13 protein-coding genes are annotated in these 20,622 nt (G+C 41.7%); 9 read left to right on the top strand and 4 right to left on the bottom strand.

Going from position 1 to position 20,622, the window contains the following annotated elements; genetic code table 11:
* Window positions 1–171: 171 nt before the first annotated feature.
* Both rppA and rppB read left to right on the top strand, forming a co-directional pair.
* Complete coding sequence (rppA, locus tag AC504W_RS02455) at window positions 172–924, top strand: two-component system response regulator RppA (protein WP_494876055.1); 753 nt, start codon at window positions 172–174, stop codon at window positions 922–924.
* On the top strand, window positions 911–2,254 hold the full coding sequence (rppB, locus tag AC504W_RS02460) for a two-component system sensor histidine kinase RppB (protein ID WP_494876056.1): 1,344 nt from the start codon (window positions 911–913) through the stop codon (window positions 2,252–2,254). Before rppA ends, rppB begins: the two co-directional genes overlap by 14 nt.
* Window positions 2,255–2,536: 282 nt before the next feature.
* Here rppB and AC504W_RS02465 read toward each other — a convergent pair whose 3' ends face one another.
* Window positions 2,537–4,693, bottom strand: a complete 2,157-nt coding sequence (locus AC504W_RS02465) for a polyribonucleotide nucleotidyltransferase (protein WP_494876057.1) — start codon at window positions 4,691–4,693, stop codon at window positions 2,537–2,539.
* Between the two features lie 641 nt (window positions 4,694–5,334).
* Between AC504W_RS02465 and AC504W_RS02470 the strand changes: the two genes are divergently transcribed.
* Genes AC504W_RS02470 through AC504W_RS02480 form a run of 3 tightly spaced genes read left to right on the top strand, consistent with a single transcriptional unit; the run spans window position 5,335 to window position 9,789 of the window.
* Window positions 5,335–8,547 carry a sll1366 family intein-prone helicase gene (locus AC504W_RS02470; protein ID WP_494876058.1) on the top strand — a complete coding sequence of 1,071 codons (3,213 nt, stop codon included), beginning with the start codon at window positions 5,335–5,337 and terminating at the stop codon, window positions 8,545–8,547.
* 40 nt (window positions 8,548–8,587) lie between these two features.
* On the top strand, window positions 8,588–9,418 hold the full coding sequence (locus tag AC504W_RS02475) for an SWIM zinc finger family protein (protein ID WP_494876060.1): 831 nt from the start codon (window positions 8,588–8,590) through the stop codon (window positions 9,416–9,418).
* A 41-nt stretch (window positions 9,419–9,459) separates the two neighbouring features.
* On the top strand, window positions 9,460–9,789 hold the full coding sequence (locus AC504W_RS02480) for a CU044_2847 family protein (RefSeq protein ID WP_494876062.1): 330 nt from the start codon (window positions 9,460–9,462) through the stop codon (window positions 9,787–9,789).
* 152 nt (window positions 9,790–9,941) lie between these two features.
* Here AC504W_RS02480 and psbC read toward each other — a convergent pair whose 3' ends face one another.
* A complete protein-coding gene (gene psbC, locus AC504W_RS02485; protein ID WP_494876064.1) occupies window positions 9,942–11,330 on the bottom strand; it encodes a photosystem II reaction center protein CP43 in 1,389 nt (462 codons plus the stop codon).
* Window positions 11,314–12,372, bottom strand: coding sequence for a photosystem II D2 protein (photosystem q(a) protein) (gene psbD, locus AC504W_RS02490; protein WP_494873734.1), 1,059 nt, complete (start codon window positions 12,370–12,372; stop codon window positions 11,314–11,316). Before psbD ends, psbC begins: the two co-directional genes overlap by 17 nt.
* A 447-nt stretch (window positions 12,373–12,819) precedes the next feature.
* Here psbD and AC504W_RS02495 point away from each other — a divergent pair, with 447 nt between their 5' ends.
* Together AC504W_RS02495 and AC504W_RS02500 are read left to right on the top strand one after the other, a co-directional pair.
* Window positions 12,820–13,416, top strand: coding sequence for a photosystem I assembly protein Ycf4 (locus AC504W_RS02495; protein WP_096585747.1), 597 nt, complete (start codon window positions 12,820–12,822; stop codon window positions 13,414–13,416).
* Between the two features lie 295 nt (window positions 13,417–13,711).
* A complete protein-coding gene (locus AC504W_RS02500; protein WP_494876066.1) occupies window positions 13,712–14,500 on the top strand; it encodes a peptidylprolyl isomerase in 789 nt (262 codons plus the stop codon).
* A gap of 93 nt (window positions 14,501–14,593) precedes the next feature.
* Here AC504W_RS02500 and AC504W_RS02505 read toward each other — a convergent pair whose 3' ends face one another.
* Window positions 14,594–17,482, bottom strand: a complete 2,889-nt coding sequence (locus tag AC504W_RS02505) for a leucine-rich repeat protein (protein WP_494876067.1) — start codon at window positions 17,480–17,482, stop codon at window positions 14,594–14,596.
* Between the two features lie 856 nt (window positions 17,483–18,338).
* Here AC504W_RS02505 and AC504W_RS02510 point away from each other — a divergent pair.
* Window positions 18,339–19,274 (top strand): Rpn family recombination-promoting nuclease/putative transposase, encoded by a 936-nt coding sequence (locus tag AC504W_RS02510; RefSeq protein WP_494876069.1) that lies wholly within the window; start codon window positions 18,339–18,341, stop codon window positions 19,272–19,274.
* Window positions 19,275–19,437: 163 nt separating this feature from the next.
* A complete protein-coding gene (locus tag AC504W_RS02515; RefSeq protein ID WP_494876070.1) occupies window positions 19,438–20,589 on the top strand; it encodes a beta-ketoacyl-ACP synthase in 1,152 nt (383 codons plus the stop codon).
* The last annotated feature ends 33 nt before the right edge of the window (window positions 20,590–20,622 follow it).

Raw genomic sequence — 20,622 nt, forward strand, 5'->3', positions numbered from 1 at the left:
AAATATGAAATCAAGATGAAATTTTTTATTGAATTTTGAAACTCCATAAAAATCAGTAGGGATTATTGTTTTTGTTAATTAATTGACTTGAAACATAAAATATCTAATATTTTCATCCTAATTTCATAAATTTCTGCAACCCTATTAATAGGGGTATCCCTATGGGGAACTATGCTAAAATTACAAACTTATAAAGAACTTTTAAATACCCAATTTGATATGAGGGTGCTACTAGTTGAAGATGAGCCGGATTTGGGGGCTGCTATTAAGCGTACTTTAAATCAACAAAAGTACCTAGTTGACTGGGTTATGGATGGGAATGACGCATGGACTTACTTAGAAAATAGTTCGGCGCAATATACAGTAGCGATTCTTGATTGGATGCTTCCAGGAATTAGTGGTTTGGAATTGTGTAAAAGAATGCGTTATAAAGGTAATCCTCTTCCTATCCTGATGCTAACTGCTAAAGATAGAATGGAAGATAAAGTTGCCGGACTAGATGCAGGTGCAGATGACTACTTAGTAAAACCCTTCGGTATGGTGGAACTGCTGGCAAGATTGCGGGCTTTACAGCGTCGTTCTCCACACTTACAACCTCAACAATTAACTGTTGGTAATTTGACTCTAGATTATGGTAACAGTAAAGTTGTTAGACAAAATACAACAGGTGAACAGCAAAGCATTCCATTAACTAATAAAGAATTCCAACTATTGGAATATTTCATGAACCATCCTAACCAGATTGTTACGACTGAGCAAATTCGTAATCAAATTTGGGAAGTTAATGCGGAGTCTAGCAGTAATGTAGTGGCAGCGCAAATACGTTTGTTACGTCGTAAACTCACGAGTAACGACTGTCCTAATCCAATTGAAACTTTGCACGGTATGGGGTATCGTCTTAAGTTCTCAGATGAATCAAAATAAATTGTTTAGGCTTACCCGTGTTCGTTTAGCTCTGTATTACGCTATTGTTATGGGTTTGATTTTAAGCCTATGTGCCTTTGGCTTTTACAGGTCTGTGTTTCATGCTCATGTGGTAGCTTTAGATAATGAAATTGAGACTGTAGCTGGGACACTGCACGACAGTATTGAACTAAAACTTCAGTCACCTGGACGTTTAGAACCATTAGTAAATCAGTTATTTCCAAATACAGGTAACTGTAAAATTGGGGCTACTAATTGTATTCAAGAACAGCCGCATCCTAAACGTCATCTTCTTGGTATTGTGACTAAGACTAGCTACTATATACGGTTTTTTGATAGTTCAGGAAATTTAATTGCTAATGCTGGGTATTATCCAGAGGGATTACCTAATATTTTTCATCAAAAAAATTGGCAATTTCTCAAAGACAGCACAGGCAAAGAATATCATCAAATTACCTTATCGCTGCATACTCAAGATCATCAAGATTGGGGATATATGCAGGTTGGGCGAAGTCTAGAAGAGTTTAATCATTATTTGGATAGCGTAAAGCTAATTTTGATATTGGGGCTACCGATAGCTATGGCTATGATTGCTGGTGCTAGTTGGTGGCTATCTAGATTCGCTATGCAGCCAATTTATCAGTCATATCGACAAATTCAACAGTTTACAGCCGATGCTGCACATGAATTAAGAACGCCTTTAGCTGCGACAAGCGCAACTGTAGAATCAGCACTTTTAATGTCAGAAATAGATGAAAAAGAAACACAGGACATACTGCAAACTATACAGCGTCAAAATCAGCGGCTAACAACTTTAGTCGTTGACTTATTGATGTTAGCACGTTTAGATAGACAAGCTCAAAAGTTACAGTGCGAAGTTTGTTGTTTAAATGATATTGTTAGCGATTTAATTGAAGAATTTGAGGCGATGGCAAATGCCGCAGATGTAAAGCTGACATCTTCAATTCGAGTTAAGCACAATCTAAATATTATAGGTAATTCCGATCAGTTTTATCGGTTGGTTTCCAACTTAATTGTCAATGCAATTCAATACACACCCAAAGGAGGGGAAGTAACAGTTATCTTAGAACACAATGATAATTATGCTGTCATTAAAGTTCAAGATACAGGCATTGGTATTCCACAACATGAACTGACTCGAATTTTTGATCGCTTTTATCGAGTAAGTAGCGATCGCTCTCGTAACACTGGTGGTTCTGGATTAGGATTAGCTATTGTTCAAGCAATTGTTCAAGCACATCAAGGCAAATTAAATCTACAAAGTGAATTGGGTAATGGTAGTACTTTTATAGTTCAATTACCCAGATAACATGAGTTTCCCAACCAAGCTACCCACCATCAAAAAAAATCTATCGTTCCAGACTGTAAAATTTTGTAATATTATTTAGCCTGCGTGGTGCGCGAAGCGCGATAGGCAGGCTTTGTTTTAATAGCCGCGAGTTGACTCATTCGGCTCATTTTTTATTTTTATGTAACCGCAAATTTCTTCATACGGTTCCTTTGACTTGCACAAAACTTTTAAAAAAGCTACGGCGATGCCTACAACAAAGGCATCGCGGATTTTAGATATTCTCTAAAATCCCAAATCGATTTATCGATTTACTGCCGCAGCTTCTCTCGCCGCAGCTGCTTGGTCTGGATGGATACCCAAACGTGTGAGATTGATTCGTCCTTTACCGTCAATCTCGCGCACTTTGACAATCACTTCATCACCAACTGCGACTTCATCTTCAACTTTACCAACGCGGTAGTCAGCAAGTTGAGAAATGTGGATCATCCCTTCCTTACCGGGTAGGAATTCTACAAATGCACCTATTGGGATAATTCGCGTAACGCGACCTGCGTAGACATCCCCTTCATGCAGCTTGCGGGTCATCCCTTGGATGATGTTCCGGGCTTTTTTGGCTTTGCTTTCATCAACAGCAGATATGGTGACTGTACCATCATCTTCAATGTCGATTTTCGCACCAGTCTCTTCGGTGATGCCTTTAATTGTCTTACCGCCAGGGCCGATGACTAAACCAATCATGTCTGGGTCAATCTTGATAGTCAGCAGTCGGGGCGCGTAGGGTGATGTTTCTGTGCGTGGTTGGTCGATAGTTTGGAGCATTTTATCCAAGATGTGCAACCGTGCATCTTTGGCTTGGTGAATGGCTTGGGCAATGGTTTCCAAAGACAAACCAGAGATTTTCATATCCATTTGTAAGGCTGTAATCCCGCTATCGGTGCCGGCAACTTTAAAGTCCATATCACCGAGGAAGTCTTCAATGCCTTGAATATCAGTCAAAACGCGGACTTCATCACCTTCTTTAATCAGACCCATTGCCGCACCACTGACGGGTTTGATAATCGGTACACCAGCATCCATGAGGGCGAGGGTAGAACCGCAGACTGAACCCATTGAGGTGGAACCGTTGGAAGAAAGTACCTCTGAAACGATCCGAATCACGTAAGGAAATTGTTCTTTGGGTGGCAGTATTGGCAAAATAGCCCGTTCTGCTAAAGCTCCGTGACCGATTTCCCGTCTACCAGGCGCACGCATTGGCTTGGTTTCGCCAACGGAGAAGGGAGGGAAGTTGTAATGGTGCAGGTAGCGCTTGGATTGGTCTGTTTGCAGGTCATCATTGAGATTTTGGGCATCGCCAGGAGTACCAAGGGTACAGTTGGATAGTACCTGAGTTAGTCCGCGATTAAATAAACCACTACCGTGGACGCGTTTTGGTAAGACACTAACTTGACAAGAAACAGGACGTACTTCATCTAGTTTGCGACCATCAACGCGGATATTATCTTCCACGATTTGACGGCGCATGAAATATTTGGTGATTTCTTTAAAAGTCTTACCAAGTGCTTTGGGATCACTCGTCGCAGCTAGGCGAACGGGATCTTCTTCTGGTAGTTCGGCGATCGCAGTTTGGATTGTATCTTTAACTACATCTAAAGCTGCATCGCGTTCAGGCTTAGTAAATGTAAATTGAGACAGAATTTTCTTAATCTCGTCATTGGCGCGATCGCGAATATAATTTTCCAGGGTCTGGTCTACCTCTGGTGGTGCTTGGTGAATTATTTGCAAACCCAAGTCGGCAATGATATCTTGCTGCGCCTTAATTAAATCGCGTACCGCTTCATAGCCAAAATCAATCGCTTCGATAATATCTCGCTCTGGCAGCTGATTGGCTCCTGCCTCAATCATGATTACGCCTTCTGGCGAACCCGCTACAATCAAGTCTAAATCGCCAGCTTCAATTTCTGCATAAGTAGGATTAATAATGAAATCATCTCCTACTAACCCTACCCGCACGGCTGCCATTGGCCCGTTAAAGGGAATCTGAGCCAGCAACGTAGCGATGGAAGCACCTGTGACTGCTAGAACATCAGGCGGTACTAACTCATCCATTGATAATGTTAAAGCGATGACTTGCAGGTCATCCCGCAACCATGAAGGGAACAGAGGACGCAGAGGACGGTCTATCAGACGGCTGGTGAGAATTGCTTTTTCCGGTGGACGACCTTCCCGGCGCATAATCCCACCAGGAATTCTACCTGCTGCATAAAGTCTTTCTTCGTAATCTACTGTGAGGGGAAGAAAATCAATGCCTTCTCTGGCTTGTGATCTCGTAGCTGTTACCAAAACAGCTGTGTCCCCTGATTCTATCAAAACTGACCCACCAGCTTGGGGAGCTAGTAGGCCTAACTTCAGTCGAATATCCCGTCCATCAAAGGATATTGACTTTTCAACTTCTGCCATTCAGTTTTTTTTCCTTCTATGCACACTATTCTCTCTCTGTGGCAATCCTAACATTTATGCACTCTGGCTGGCTTCTGTTACATACAAAGATAAACAAGTTATTTCCTGCCAAATGTATTACATGTTTACTCATCAAGCGGCAGTAGATTTGACGGCTTGCTTATCTTTTAGGATTGTCACAGGTAGAATATGCCTAATCATACTCAAAAGTCTACAAATTGCATATATAACAATCTATGTAATTTATCCAATACTGGTGCAGCTAAGAAATACAAAGTAGATTTTTTTACACCTCCTCAACAAAATGCGATATTTCTTAAATCATCATTAAAATTTGGATGGAAACAATCTCTCACCAGTATGTAAACCTAGTTGTACAATAGTACCAACGTTACAAAAATAGCTGCACTAACCTCAACAAAATAAACATTAATTCAATCACTAAACCACCAATTTTTCATCATGAGTAATTAAATTTTTAGCAGCTATTTAAATTGCACTCTTAAATAATTTGATAATTTATAAATGTCCATAAATCTAGAATAAAAGTAAAAACTGGCAGAATTAATCTCGCCCAAATCAAAGGCAATCATCAGCATTATTGTAAATATTTAGTCTGGTCAAAATTTGAGTAGTTAAAAATGGCGATTTTACACGGCAGTTGGGTCAGAAAAAATCAAAATAGTTGTTTATTTATCTGGGGAGAAACTTGGCGATCGCCCCAAGTGAATTGGGATATAACTCAATCACCAGAAATACCACAACATCCATTAGCAATGACACCAGTGGAGTTGAGTGAGTGGTTAGCAGCAAAGAACATAACAATTACCAGCAGCCAACAACAGCAGGTACAAACTCAAACGCGATCGCGCAAAACTACAAAACCACCTGAAGCCAGTTTACCTACACATTCTCACATCATCGCCTTACCAACTCAGATTCTCCAAAACACCAAAGATAGAACATTTAACTTATTACCTGTGCATTCCGCCAGCCAAGATTTAGAATCTGGCGCTTCACCATACTTGCAACCTTGGCAAGTTACAGGTTTTTGTCTTACTACTAGTGAAGCAATTAAATTTCTCCAATCTCTTCCTCTCAACATTACTGGTGGCGAAGAGGCCTTTTTAGCTGGGGATTTAAGATTTTGGTCGCAGGTAGCCCGTTGGAGTTTAGATTTAATTTCACGCTCTAAGTTTTTACCCAATATTCAACAGCAAGCAGATGGTACTACAGATGCAGGGTGGCAAGTGCTTTTAGACAGTGCTGTAGATAGCACTCGCTTAGAAAAATTCGCGGCGAAAATGCCACTGGCTTGTCGGACTTATCAAGAAATGGAAAATGGGGATATTTCTGTAGATTTCTCTGAATCTGCACAAGCATTAATTTTAGAATTTCTCAACAGCACAATAGATGTGCAAGTGCGAGAGATGGTTGGTAATCAACCCATCATTGAAGCCAGAGTGATGGCTGCTTTACCATTATCAGTACGACAGTGGTTGCAAGCTTTAACTAGTGCATCTCACACTGTGGTTGCAGATGTAATTGGTGTAGAACGGTTAGAAGCGGCACTGAAAGCTTGGACTTTGCCACTACAGTCGGAAATAACAGGAAAGCCGCTATTTCGCACTTGTTTTCAATTAAATTCCCCTGGAATTGACGAAACTGAATGGATACTGGCGTATTTTCTCCAGGCTGCTGATGATTCAGAATTTTTGTTAAATGCTGCAACAGTTTGGCAAAACCCCGTTGAACAATTAAATTATCAAAACCGCACCATTGATAAACCCCAAGAAACTTTCTTACGCGGATTGGGTTTAGCTTGTCGATTGTATCCAGTGATCGCCCCCAGCTTAGAAACAGAATACCCCCAATATTGCCAGTTAACCCCAATTCAAGCCTACGAATTTATCAAGTCCGTAGCCTGGAGGTTAGAAGATAGCGGTTTAGGCGTAATTTTGCCGCCCAGTTTAACCAACCGAGAAGGCTGGGCGAACCGTTTAGGGTTAAAAATTACCGCCGAAACGTCCAAAAAACAAAAAGAACGCCTAGGTTTACAAAGTTTACTTAATTTTCAATGGCAATTGGCGATCGGTGGACAGACAATTTCTAAAGCAGAGTTTGATCGACTAGTAGCTTTAAATAGTCCCCTAGTAGAAATTAACGGCGAGTGGGTGGAGTTGCGTCCCCAAGATATCAAAACAGCCCAGACATTTTTTGCTTCCCGTAAAGAACAAATGGCACTTTCTTTAGAAGATGCCTTGCACCTCAGTACAGGCGATACCCAAGTAATTGAAAAGTTACCAGTGGTAAGTTTTGAAGCATCTGGGGCATTACAAGAATTAATTGGGGCTTTAACCAATAATCAGGAAATAAAACCCTTACCCACACCCGTAAGTTTCCAAGGACAGTTGCGCCCTTATCAAGAACGTGGTGCAGCTTGGCTGGCTTTTTTAGAACGTTGGGGTTTGGGTGCATGTCTCGCCGACGACATGGGACTAGGCAAAACTATTGAGCTTATAGCTTTTGTTTTACACCTCAAAGAACAAGATGTACTAGAAAAACCCATACTATTAGTCTGCCCCACTTCTGTGTTAGGTAACTGGGAACGAGAAGTTAAAAAATTTGCTCCCAGCCTAAAAGTAATGCAATATCACGGTGATAAGCGCCCTAAAGGTAAGGCATTTGTTGAAGCAGTAAATCAGCATAATTTAATCATTACGAGTTATTCATTAATTCACAGAGATGTAAAATTATTGCAGACTATTTCTTGGCAAATAATTGTCTTAGATGAAGCCCAAAATGTCAAAAATCCTGATGCCAAACAGTCCCAGGCAGTTCGACAGTTAGATGCCACATTTCGCATCGCGTTAACAGGTACACCAGTAGAAAATAGACTGCAAGAATTATGGTCTATTTTAGATTTTCTCAATCCTGGTTATTTAGGGAATAAACAATTCTTTCAACGGCGGTTTGCAATGCCGATTGAAAAGTATGGTGATGCCGCGTCTTTAACTCAATTGCGTTCCTTAGTTCAACCTTTTATTTTAAGAAGGTTGAAAACAGATAAAGAAATTATTCAAGATTTGCCAGATAAGCAAGAAATGACAGTATTTTGTGGTTTGACTACAGAACAAGCCGCACTATATCAGCAAGCAGTAGACACATCCTTAGTGGAAATAGAATCTGCCGAAGGATTACAAAGACGGGGGATGATTTTAGCATTACTAACTAAACTCAAGCAAATTTGTAATCACCCATCTCAGTATTTAAAAGAAACAACATTAACACAACATCATTCTGGTAAGTTGCAACGCCTAGAAGAAATGTTAGATGTGGCGATTGCAGAAGGAGACCGGGCTTTAATTTTCACTCAATTTGCTGAATGGGGTAAATTACTCAAACCTCATTTAGAAAAGCAATTGGGTAGAGAAGTTTTCTTTTTATATGGCAGCACCAGTAAAAAACAACGTGAGGAAATGGTAGACCGTTTTCAACATGACCCACAAGGGCCACCTGTGATGATTCTTTCTTTAAAAGCTGGCGGTGTGGGATTAAATTTAACCCGTGCTAATCATGTATTTCACTTTGATAGATGGTGGAACCCGGCGATTGAAAATCAAGCTACAGACCGAGTATTTCGGATTGGTCAAACGAGGAATGTCCAAGTACATAAATTTGTTTGTACTGGCACATTAGAAGAAAAAATTCACGACATGATTGAAAGTAAAAAGCAATTAGCCGAACAGGTTGTCAGTGCTGGTGAAGATTGGCTGACAGAATTAGATACAGACCAACTGCGTAACTTACTCATACTTGATCGTCATGCTTTGATTGATGAAGATGGGGAGTAACATAGAATGTTTTTAAAGTTGATTAGCAAAAAAATTAATTATGACTACATTACAAGCAAGCCGGGAATGGTGGTCACAAAGATGGCTAGAGTTACTCGATTCTTATCGCTTTAAAAAGCGTTTAGAACGTGCCAGAAATTATGCTCGTCAAGGTAATGTTCTCAGTATTGAATTTAAAGGTGCGAAAGTATTAGCTAAAGTTCAAGGTAGTGAAGTTGAACCTTATAAAGTTTCTCTTTCTCTTGACTCTTTTAGTGATGAAGAATGGGGCTATGTAATTGAAAGCATGTCTAAAAAAGCATTATTTTCTGCCAAATTATTGGCAGGAGAAATGCCCCAAAATATTGAAGAGGTTTTTACTGCCAATGGTCTTTCGTTATTTCCGTTTACGTTGGGTGATGTTCACAGTAAATGTTCTTGTCCAGATAAAGCCAATCCGTGTAAACATGTTGGGGCTATTTACTATCAATTAGGCGACAGATTTAGCGAAGATCCTTTTGTGCTATTTCAGTTAAGAGGGCGCACTAAAGAACAAATTATCAGTGATTTGCGCCAGCTACGGGGTGCTAAATCTGAAGTGAATACGCATCCAGCATTGGATACTCAAAAACCACTTGCACACAAGCAATCTTCAGTAAACCTTAACTCGTTTTGGGAATATCATGAGCCTTTAGATTCATCTCTAGTAGTGATTACCCCTAGTATGAGCGAGACAGTCTTAGATGTTTTAGGGGCTATCCCCTTGGCTAAAACTGAGGAGGATGTAATAAATTTGAATTCTGGTGATGTGGTAATGAAGTATTTAGATACTCTTTACAAAGATGTTAGCCAAAAAGCTGTTTTAGCAGCTATGAATGTGGGAAGCAGTTAATTTTGTATGTAATTAAACCAGAGGCATGTATTTAAATTAACATGGAAATTCAAAGCAAAATTATTACAGTAGAACTTGCTGATGGTACAAATATTAAAGTTGAAGCTACACCAATAGGCGATCGCAAATCTAATATTCAAGTTAGACAGTTTAGTGAAGTCACTGAGCCAATAGCAGCGCTTGTTAAAGAAATTGCTGAAGTATTAAATAAAGTGAAACCAGATAAAGCTAGTGTCAAATTTGGGATAGATATTGGCATTGAATCAGGGAAGCTTACACCTGTACTAGTGAAAGGTAACGATACAGGTAATCTGGAGATAACCCTAGAATGGAACACTGTTGAGAATGGGTGTAAGGGTGTGAAGGTATAGGGGTGTATTATTCAGAACCCTTACTTTATACCATACACTCAGTCTCCACCGACAATCTTTGTGCGTAACTCCTAATTCAAAGAAAAAGGCTCTTGTTGTGAAACAAGAGCCTTTTAAAATTCGATTGTCAGTGATGAAAAAAATATTTCAACTTAGTCAAGGTCGTTCATGAACATTACTGGTTCATTCTCACGGTCGATACCTTTCTCGAAACCACCAGCAGCAGCACGAGCGCGACCCGCGTGCCACAAGTGACCTACTAGGAAGAAGAAACCTAATACGAAGTGAGAAGTAGACAGCCACGCACGGGGAGATACGTAGTTGAATGAGTTGATTTCAGTTGCTACACCACCTACAGAGTTCAAAGAACCCAGAGGAGCGTGAGTCATGTATTCAGCAGCACGACGAGCTTGCCAAGGCTGAATATCGTTCTTAATTTTTTCGAGGTCAAGACCGTTAGGGCCACGTAGAGGCTCTAACCAAGGGCCACGGAAATCCCAGAAGCGCATGGTTTCACCACCAAAGATGATTTCACCTGTAGGAGAGCGCATCAAGTATTTACCAAGACCTGTGGGGCCTTGAGCAGAACCAACGTTAGCACCTAAGCGTTGGTCACGAATCAAGAAGGTTAAAGCTTGTGCTTGAGAAGCTTCAGGGCCTGTGGGGCCGAAGAACTCACTGGGGTAAACGGTGTTGTTGTACCAAACCATACAAGAAGCGATGAAGCCCATTAAGGATAATGCGCCCAAGCTGTAGGAAAGGTAAGCTTCACCAGACCAGATAAAGGCACGACGCGCCCAAGCAAAAGGCTTGGTGAAGATGTGCCAAATACCGCCAGAAATACAAATTAAGGCAACCCAAATATGACCGCCGATTACGTCTTCTAAGTTATCGACGCTCACAATCCAACCTTCGCCACCGAAGGGAGATTTGATGAGGTAGCCGAAGATAACTGCTGGGTTGAGAGTCGGATTAGTAATGACACGCACATCACCACCACCAGGAGCCCAGGTGTCATAGACACCACCGAAGAACATAGCCTTCAGTACAAGCAATAATGCACCACAGCCCAAGATGATCAGGTGGAACCCGATGATGTTGGTCATCTTGTTCTTGTCTTTCCAGTCATAACCAAAGAAAGAAGAGTATTCTTCTAAGGTTTCTGGGCCACGAACGGCGTGATAGATACCGCCAAAACCCAAGACTGCGGAGGAAATTAAGTGAAGTACACCAACTACAAAGTAGGGGAAGGTGTCGATTACTTCACCACCAGGGCCTACACCCCAGCCTAAAGTAGCGAGGTGAGGCAACAGAATCAAGCCTTGTTCGTACATAGGCTTTTCTGGGATAAAGTGAGCAACTTCAAATAAAGTCATTGCTCCAGCCCAGAAGACAATCAAGCCAGCATGAGCAACGTGAGCGCCTAGCAGTTTACCAGACAGGTTAATCAAACGGGCGTTACCAGACCACCAGGCAAAACCTGTTGATTCGATGTCGCGTCCGCCGCCCATGACTGCGGGTCTATTAGAGAGCGTTACCACGAGGTAGAACCTCCTCAGGGAATATAAATTGTTCGTGAGGCTGATCTTGAGGAGCCATCCAAGCGCGGATACCCTCGTTCAGCAAAATGTTTTTGGTATAGAAAGTTTCAAATTCTGGGTCTTCGGCTGCCCGCAATTCTTGGGAGACGAAGTCATAAGCCCGCAGGTTGAGTGCTAAACCGACAATGCCAACGGCGCTCATCCACAAACCTGTCACTGGTACAAACAACATGAAGAAGTGCAACCAGCGCTTGTTGGAGAAGGCAATCCCGAATATCTGTGACCAGAATCGGTTTGCGGTCACCATTGAGTAGGTTTCTTCTGATTGGGTGGGGTTGAAGGCGCGGAAGGTGTTGGCGGCTTCACCGTCTTCAAACAAGGTGTTTTCGACTGTGGCACCGTGAATGGCGCACAACAGCGCTCCACCGAGTACACCTGCTACTCCCATCATGTGGAAGGGGTTGAGTGTCCAGTTGTGGAAGCCTTGCAAGAATAACAAGAACCGGAAGATTGCGGCTACGCCAAAGCTGGGTGCAAAGAACCAAGACGATTGTCCCAAGGGGTACATCAGGAAGACGCTGACGAATACCGCGATGGGTGCTGAGAATGCTAGGGCGTTGTATGGACGGATGCCTACTAGTCGCGCAATTTCAAATTGCCGCAACATGAAGCCGATTAAGCCAAAGGCTCCGTGTAGCGCTACGAATGGCCATAATCCACCCAGTTGAATCCAACGGGTGAAGTCGCCTTGCGCTTCTGGCCCCCACAACAGTAATAGGGAATGTCCCATGCTGTCTGCTGGGGTTGATACTGCTACTGTTAGGAAGTTGCAGCCTTCTAGATATGATGATGCTAATCCGTGGGTGTACCAGGAGGTGACGAAGGTTGTACCGGTTAGCCAACCGCCTAGTGCGAGGAAGGCGCAGGGGAATAATAATATTCCTGACCAACCTACGAATACGAAGCGATCGCGTTTTAACCAGTCGTCTAGTTCGTCAAACCACCCTCTTCTACTGGGGGCCCGTCCTACTGCGATGGTCATCGGACTAAAATCCTCTTTTTACTAAAAATTTCAACGCTTTTGAGGAATAAACGTTTTTTGACAGTCTCAGCTGCTTTCGGGCTACTGAGTTTCTGAGAGCTTGCCGCCTCAGTAAGTTGGCTTTTCTCAGGCTTATGCCATTACACGTACCATTGGCTAGTAACCTAGCTTGTGGTAACTTAATGATCCTTAACTTATCACATTAGTTCGGTTTTTTGCCCGAACTACGCAGGGAAATCCTGTATTGATCACAAACCTATTAAATAATATGAATATCAGAATTTTTACAATCTGACACAACTTTTCTCAGAAATCTCAAAATTTAGAGAGTGGGAAGAAGGCAGGGGAGCATACTTCGACTGCGCTCAGTAAGCAGGGGGGCAGGGATTAAGGGAGAATAGTTATTGATGATTGATTAGGCAAGAAATCACAGGCGAAGGTAGTTCTATGACGGCATCAACAACAATTAACAAAGGCGATTCACCAAATGGCGATCGCTCTTCTACGAGTGTTTTACATCAAAAAGTTCTTGGTTCTCGTCGGTTGAGTAACTACTGGTGGGCAACTGTCGTGACTTTAGGTGCCACAGGCTTTTTGTTGGCAGGCATATCTAGTTATTTAAAAATCAATTTACTATTAGTCACCGATCCTACTCAACTGGTGTTCGTACCCCAAGGGTTAGTAATGGGATTGTACGGCACTGCTGGTGTACTTTTAGCTTTTTATCTGTGGCTAATGATTTTTTTGGATGTGGGTGGTGGCTACAACGATTTTAATCAAGAAACTGGTACCCTTAAAATCTTTCGGTGGGGATTTCCCGGCAAAAATCGGCGCATTGAAATTGATGCTCGCATCCGCGATGTCCAATCTGTACGGCTGGAAATTAAAGAGGGTTTAAATCCGCGGCGTGCAGTTTACCTACGCCTTAAAGGTCGGCGAGATGTTCCTTTAACCAGAGTGGGACAACCACTATCTTTGACGGAAATAGAAACAAAAGGTGCAGAGTTAGCCCGCTTTTTGCAAGTACCTTTGGAAGGACTTTAATTGAAGTTAAAAGTAGAAAGGCAAAAGTTAAAAGAAAATAATCTTTTGCCCTTCGGGTGACGCTCCTACGTCGCTAACGCTGCGCTAACGCCATTTGACGACAGTTGCCTCAAGTCGGGAGACCCTTTCAGCAGTTCCTCCTGGGGGAAACCCCCGAAGACCGGACTGCTTCACCACGGCACTGTCTCCTTTATGCCGAGAAACCCGTCCACCGCAATGGCTTACTTTTTACTTTTACCTTTTAACTTTATTCACTTGAGAGGATAAGATACTCTGGTTGAGTCAGTACCTGAAAATGCGGTTAAAAGTGACAAAATTTTTAGTTACGTTTTTGATGGTTGCGGCTTTAATGTTGGGAGGATGTTCCACACAGCAAGTTGGCTCTAACTCCTCTTCTCCAGCAACAGCATCTCCATCAAGTACTACAACAACTACTGAAGCAACGTCTGTATCTGAAACAACAAGTGAGAGTATCCCAGGAATGAACAATTTACCACGGCTCGAAGGTAAAGCTACTGTGGTGATGACGGTGAAAGGTTCACCAATCACTATCGAAGTAGATGGCACAAACGCACCCATTACAGCCGGTAACTTTGTCGATTTAGTCCAAAAAGGCGTGTACGATGGGTTGGCATTCCATCGAGTAGTGCGCGATCCGCAACCGTTTGTTGTTCAAGGTGGCGATCCCCAAGGGAAAGATCCAAAATTTCCAGCCAGTAGATTAGGGACAGGCGGTTATATTGATCCCAAAACTGGCACCGAACGCTATATACCTTTAGAAATCAAACCCAAAGGTGAAGCCAGCCCAATTTACAGTAAAACATTTGAAATGGCTAGGGTAACTACAACACCCGAATTAACCCATAAACAAGGCGCGATCGCAATGGCGCGATCGCAACAACCAGATTCAGCTTCTTCGCAGTTCTACTTTGCGTTAGCTGATTTGGGTTTTCTAGATGGTAACTACGCTGTATTTGGTCAGGTAACTCAAGGTTTTGATGTAGTCAACAAAATTCAGCAAGGCGATCGCATTGATTCTGCTAAAGTCACTCAAGGCGCAGAAAATCTGAAAGTTCCGCAATAAATTGAGATGTTTAGATCCCCCCTAACCCCCCTTAAAAAGGGGGGAACTAGAATCAAAGTCCCCCTTTTTAAGGGGGATTTAGGGGGATCAAGTTTATTTATTTCCTTTCAATGACTCAATCAGATTGCCAATTAAAGGAAACTGTTTGATTACTCTTACTGTTAACTCGACAAAATTTTCTTCAGACAGACGGTCATCTTGTCGTAGTTGCAGAACGCCAATTAAGATAATAAATATAGCAGTACCGATAATAGTTAGAGCTAAATAATGAAACGGTAGGAAACCACCCAAAGTTCCAATTAAGGTGAATACAACTACACATACAAATAAATAAAACATTCCATTTCTAAAAGCCCAAGATAGTGTAACTTGAACTTCTGATTTAGAAGGTTCTTCTGGTTTTTCTGATGGCTCTGTCATAATATTATTCCCTTCGGTTGAATGCTGAATTACGACTTTTTCAATATTTCCTGCAAAAGTGACGGAGGAATGAGAAACAGAATCTCTACTTTTATCCTGTTCTAGTTCTGTTCTATCCATCACATCGTCAATTAAGCTCAAGACATTGACCATTTTATAAGGTTTCTTTTGACATTGAATTTGGTCTTGCTTATCAGCTACAAACTGCCTCAATGTTTCTGAAAGATAAAAGTGAGGTTCTTGGTTGTCTTTGCAAGTGACACAATTGCAGGGAATTAATTTGTCGTACTTAAGTCGCTTGTAAGATTGATGAATTTTGTCTAGTTCGTAGTTAACTTTTGTCATCAAATCTCTTTTGAATTTACCTGCGACTCGGATTTTAATTTCTCGCTTGTCGTAATATTCAATTACTTCGGCTGTTGTTTCTTCTTGGCTAAGAATGACACCACTTTTCCAGACAATTTGTTGTTTATCCATCACATCAATTAAGTTGTGCATAGCAACAATTAACTGAGTGATGATACCTTTGGGCATGAATTCGTAAGTGTAACGGAGGATAAGATTATTCGTTTCATCCCATTCATATTGCGGTTGTTTTGCTGTTAAAAGCTGTGGTGCAATATATGTTTTAGGATTATTAGGAATTTCGTAACATAGCTTGAAATTGATCATCAATTGCAAGAGTTCTCTTTGCTTTTGGGTATATTCTGGCTCATGCCAGATTTCTTTGAGGTTTTGCCATGTGAATTTGCCCAAGTTTTTAATTACCTGGTGATTGTCCAAAACTCTGTAAACTGCATCAGTACCCCACTTGGGTTTGAGGATGAGAGTCTTTTCTAAAATGGGGTCATCTTGAAAGTGCAAGCAGACTCCTAAATCGTGCAGATAACCACTTAACTGCAATTTGTCTTTTTGTTTAGTAAAACCATTTTGCTGGCAGATATTGAGATATTCATCTAAGCTGATGTAGTTGCGTGGATAATTTTCTAAAGTTTCTCTAACTTTTACCCACGTTTTAGGTAATGGTGTACCCACGAGAGGTAAAGACTTAATACAATGCTTGATTTCTCGGATGACATTCTCTAAACGTTGGTCGTTTTTAGCCAGGTTGGTTGCGAAGGTTTCTTTGAGGTTATTAAATTGCCCTTTCAATTGCGGTTCATTAATTTCACGCGCTCTATCGTCCTTCTCATTTTTAATGATTAGCACTGGGCTGCTTTCACTGAGCAATTCCACTACATTTAGCCAGTAGTAAAAATCAGTGTCTTCTTTGCGATTATCTGCAACCAAAGCATAGAGAGAACGTTTAGTGAGAAAAAATTGGTGGGTGGTATGGTAAATCTCTTGTCCGCCAAAATCCCAAATGTTAACTCGAAATTCTCGCCCGTTTTCCATTGGGAAGCTCCACTGGATCACCTCAATTCCCTTAGTAGAATCTTCTTGTTTGAGTTGATAATTTTGATTTTCAATCTTCTTGGCTAGTGTTGTCTTACCTGCGCCTCCTTCACCGACTATGAGTAACTTGGCCTCGTACAGATTATCTGTGCCTTCTGTCTCCAATTGGCGGAAATAATCTTTAATTGCCTCAATCCCTTTTGCAACAATTTCTGGCGGCGTTTCGATGGGGTTACTCGTTAAATACAGAGAGGTGAGTTGTTGGAGACTGGCGATCGCTTTTGGCAGTGCCGTAATTTGGTTGAAGCTTAAATCAAGATATTTGAGTTGTTGGAGACTGGCGATCGTTTCTGGCAATGTCCTGATTTGGTTGTTCCTTAAATTCAGGTATTTGAGTTGTTGGAGACGGGTAATCGCTTCTGGCAGTGTGGTGATTTGGTTGCCGCTTAAATCCAGGGTGGTGAGTTGATGGAGACTGGTGATCGCTTCTGGCAGTGTGGTGATTTGGTTGCCGCGTAAATCCAGGGTGGTGAGTTGATGGAGACTGGCAAGCGCTTCTGGCAGTGTGGTGATTTGGTTACGGCTTAAATACAGGGAGGTGAGTTGTTGGAGACTGGCAAGCGCTTCTGGCAGTGTGGTGATTTGGTTACGGCTTAAATACAGGGAGGTGAGTTGTTGGAGACTGGCAAGCGCTTCTGGCAGTGTGGTGATTTGGTTACGGCTTAAATACAGGGAGGTGAGTTGTTGGAGACTGGCAAGCGCTTCTGGCAGTGTTGTGATTTGGTTGCCGCTTAAATCCAGGGAGGTGAGTTGTTGGAGACTGGCAAGCGCTTCTGGCAGTATGGTGATTTGGTTGCCGCTTAAATCCAGGGAGGTGAGTTGTTGGAGACTGGCAAGCGCTTCTGGCAGTGTGATGATTTGGTTGCCGCTTAAATCCAGGGTAGCGAGTTGTTGGAGACTGGCAAGCGCTTCTGGCAGTGTTGTGATTTGGTTGTTGCTTAAATTCAAAACCTCCAACCATTCCAGTTCAAATACCTCAGATGGAATCTCTGTCAACTTTTCCTTGTCATTAGTACGCCAATATATATTGCTTAAATCTAATTTTTTAAGCTTTTTCTCTTTCACTTCTCGGATTTTCTCAAGGAAACGTTGAGGCGTGTTTGCCATACTGAGGTTCACCTAATCAACGATAATTATGATTTTATGCCCCTGATTGGCTAGGCAATCTCAGAGCAATTCCCCATGCCATATCACACTACATGAGTAGTAATAGATTCTACGTAAATGTGATAAAGAATTTATCATTGTAAATTTGCAAATGGCACGCGAGTAGTTATGACTAGTAAATGAGTCTTGAATACTCGTGGACGAGTATTTGATATTCGTGAATGAGTATATTTTGCTCATTAATCAGTCTTTGATACTCGCTGGTGAGTCTTTGATATTCATGAATGAGTCTTGAATACTTGCTGGCGAGTCTTTGATACTCGTGAATGAGTATATTTTGCTCATTAATCAGTCTTTGATGCTCGCTGGCGAGTCTTTGATATTCGTGAATGAGTATATTTTGCTCATGAATGAGTCTTTTATACTCGCGCACGAGTCTTTGATACTTGCGAATGAGATATCAAACAATTTCACCGTGAATAAAATTCTCGTTTTGCTAATTTACGCGGTGTGCAACTTTATTTCAAACCTAACCCCCAACCCCTTCCCTACCAGGGAAGGGGAGTAATACTCAAAGCCTCTCTCCGCAACGCACTAGCTACCCGCAGCGGAGAGAAGTTGCGTGCGGGGGTTTTCCCCGTTGAGCAAACTTCGGAGGATTCCCCTCGTTGTAGCAACTGGTGTGAGAGTTTTGGAGAGGGGTTTTGAGAATAAGTCGCACATGGCGTTAATTTTATGATTGACACACTCACAACGAAACTCAAACTTAGCGGTATGCGCGAGCTAAATTAAACTGGGAACGAAACTCAAACTTAGTGCGATCGCTTTCCTACAACAGACATGATATAAATTTGGCATGATAGACCACGATCGCTTATTCAAAGAACTACTCACTACATTCTTCTGGGAATTTATCGAGTTATTTTTCCCAGAGATTACCGCTTATCTTGAACGGGATAGCATTTCTTTCATTGACAAAGAAATATTTACTGATGTTACGGCTGGCGAAAAATACGAAACTGACATATTAGTAAAAGCCAAATTTAGAGGGCAAGAATCTTTTTTCTTAGTACATCTAGAACATCAAGCCTATTATCAAGAAGCATTTGATTTACGGATGTATCGCTACTTTGCCAGATTGTATGAAAAATACGCCTTGCCAGTTTATCCCATTGCTTTATTTTCTTACGATCGCCCCAAAAGAGCCGAACCAAATTTTCATCAAGTCGCATTTCCCAATAAAGTAATCTTGCAATTCAATTACGATGTAATTCAGTTAAATCGCCTGAATTGGCGAGAATATCTGCAACAGCAAAATCCTGTAGCTAGTGCGCTCATGGCTAAGATGAGTATAGTGCCACAAGACCGCCCCAGAGTAAAATCTGAGTGTCTGCGTCTATTAGCTACATTAAAGTTAGATCCAGCACGGATGCAGTTAATTTCTGGGTTTATTGACACCTACCTACGGCTAAATGCCCAAGAAAATGCAATATTCCAGGCGGAAATTGCTCAATTTGAACCGACTCAACAAGAGGTAGTTATGCAAATTGTCACCAGTTGGATGGAGGAAGGGATAGAACAAGGTTTGCAACAAGGTTTGCAACAAGGTTTGCAACAAGGAGAGTTGAAAGTCATTCAGCGTCTATTAACAAGGCGCATTGGTACAATCACTCCTGAATTACAAGAGCAAATACGGGGATTACCTTTAACTCGATTAGAGGATTTAGCAGAAGCTTTGCTAGATTTCTCAACTGAAGCTGATTTAGTGGCTTGGTTGCAACAGCTGCAATAAAATTTTATGCTACCAAGCGATCGCTCTCCTTCTTAGCGCACTTTGCAAACTTTGTAGTTTGTTAAAAGCGATCGCACTCCAGCCTAGAAATGTATTACTTCACACTTCAGAATTCAGACTGGACACTTTATACTTTCTTCGTCCCCGCTTCTAACTCACAAAATTGGTTAAGGTTGTTGTCACTGGTATTGGTTTAGTCTCCGCTTTAGGCGAAGATTTAGAGAATAGCTGGCAAAATTTGTTAGCAGGTAAAACAGGAATTAAATTACAGCAACCATTTCCAGAACTTGAAGCAGTTCCCCTTGGCTTGATAGGTAAACAACCATCTGAATTAAAAAGGCTTACCGAACTGGTTGTGACTTCTGCGTTAAAAGATGCTGGTTTGTCTCCCCCTCTACCTGATTGTGCAGTAGTGATTGGATCGAGTCGCGGCTATCAAGGAGCTTGGGAATCGCTGGCTAGGCGAATGAATGGCAAAGATAGCAATTACGCATTAGAAGATTGGTTAGATATCTTACCCCATAGAAATGCGATCGCAGCGGCTAGGCAAATTGGGGCAACTGGAATAGTTTCTGCACCAATGGCGGCTTGTGCTACAGGAATTTGGGCTATTGCTCAAGCAGCTTTTTTAATTCAAACTGGGCAATGTGAACGAGTAATTGCTGGGGCTGTAGAAGCACCAATCACACCTCTAACTATTTGTGGCTTTCAGCAGATGAATGCTTTAGCTAAGACTGGTGCTTATCCTTTTGATGTACAGCGAGAAGGGTTAGTGTTGGGTGAAGGTGGTGCAGTATTGGTTTTAGAGTCAGCAGAGTTAGCCAAGCAACGCCAAGCTAGAGTTTATGGTGAAATTTTGGGCTTTAGTTTTACCGCCGATGCTTATCATACCAACCAGCCAGAACCAAACGGCAAAAGTGCGATCGCTGCTATTAAACAATGTCTAGAACGCAGTCATCTCACACCAAAGGATATAGATTATATTCATGCTCATGGTACTGCTACAAAATTAAACGACCAAATTGAAAGTAAAGTCATACAAAAGTTATTTCCTGCAAAAGTAGCAGTTAGTTCTACTAAAGGTGCTACAGGCCATACTCTAGGAGCTTCAGGAGCGTTAGGAATTGCTTTTTCTTTAAAAGCATTGCAGCAACAAGTTTTACCCCCATGTGTTGGCTTGCAAACACCAGAGTTTGATTTAAATTTTGTAATGACTGCACAAGAAAAATTAATTCAAAATATCTTATGTTTTAGCTTTGGTTTCGGTGGTCAAAATGCAGTCATCGCATTGAGTCATAATACTCGCTTTATCTAACTTTTTTAGATATTTTAATTAAAGAAACACAAA

Source organism: Nostoc sp. C96 (genome assembly GCF_059384975.1).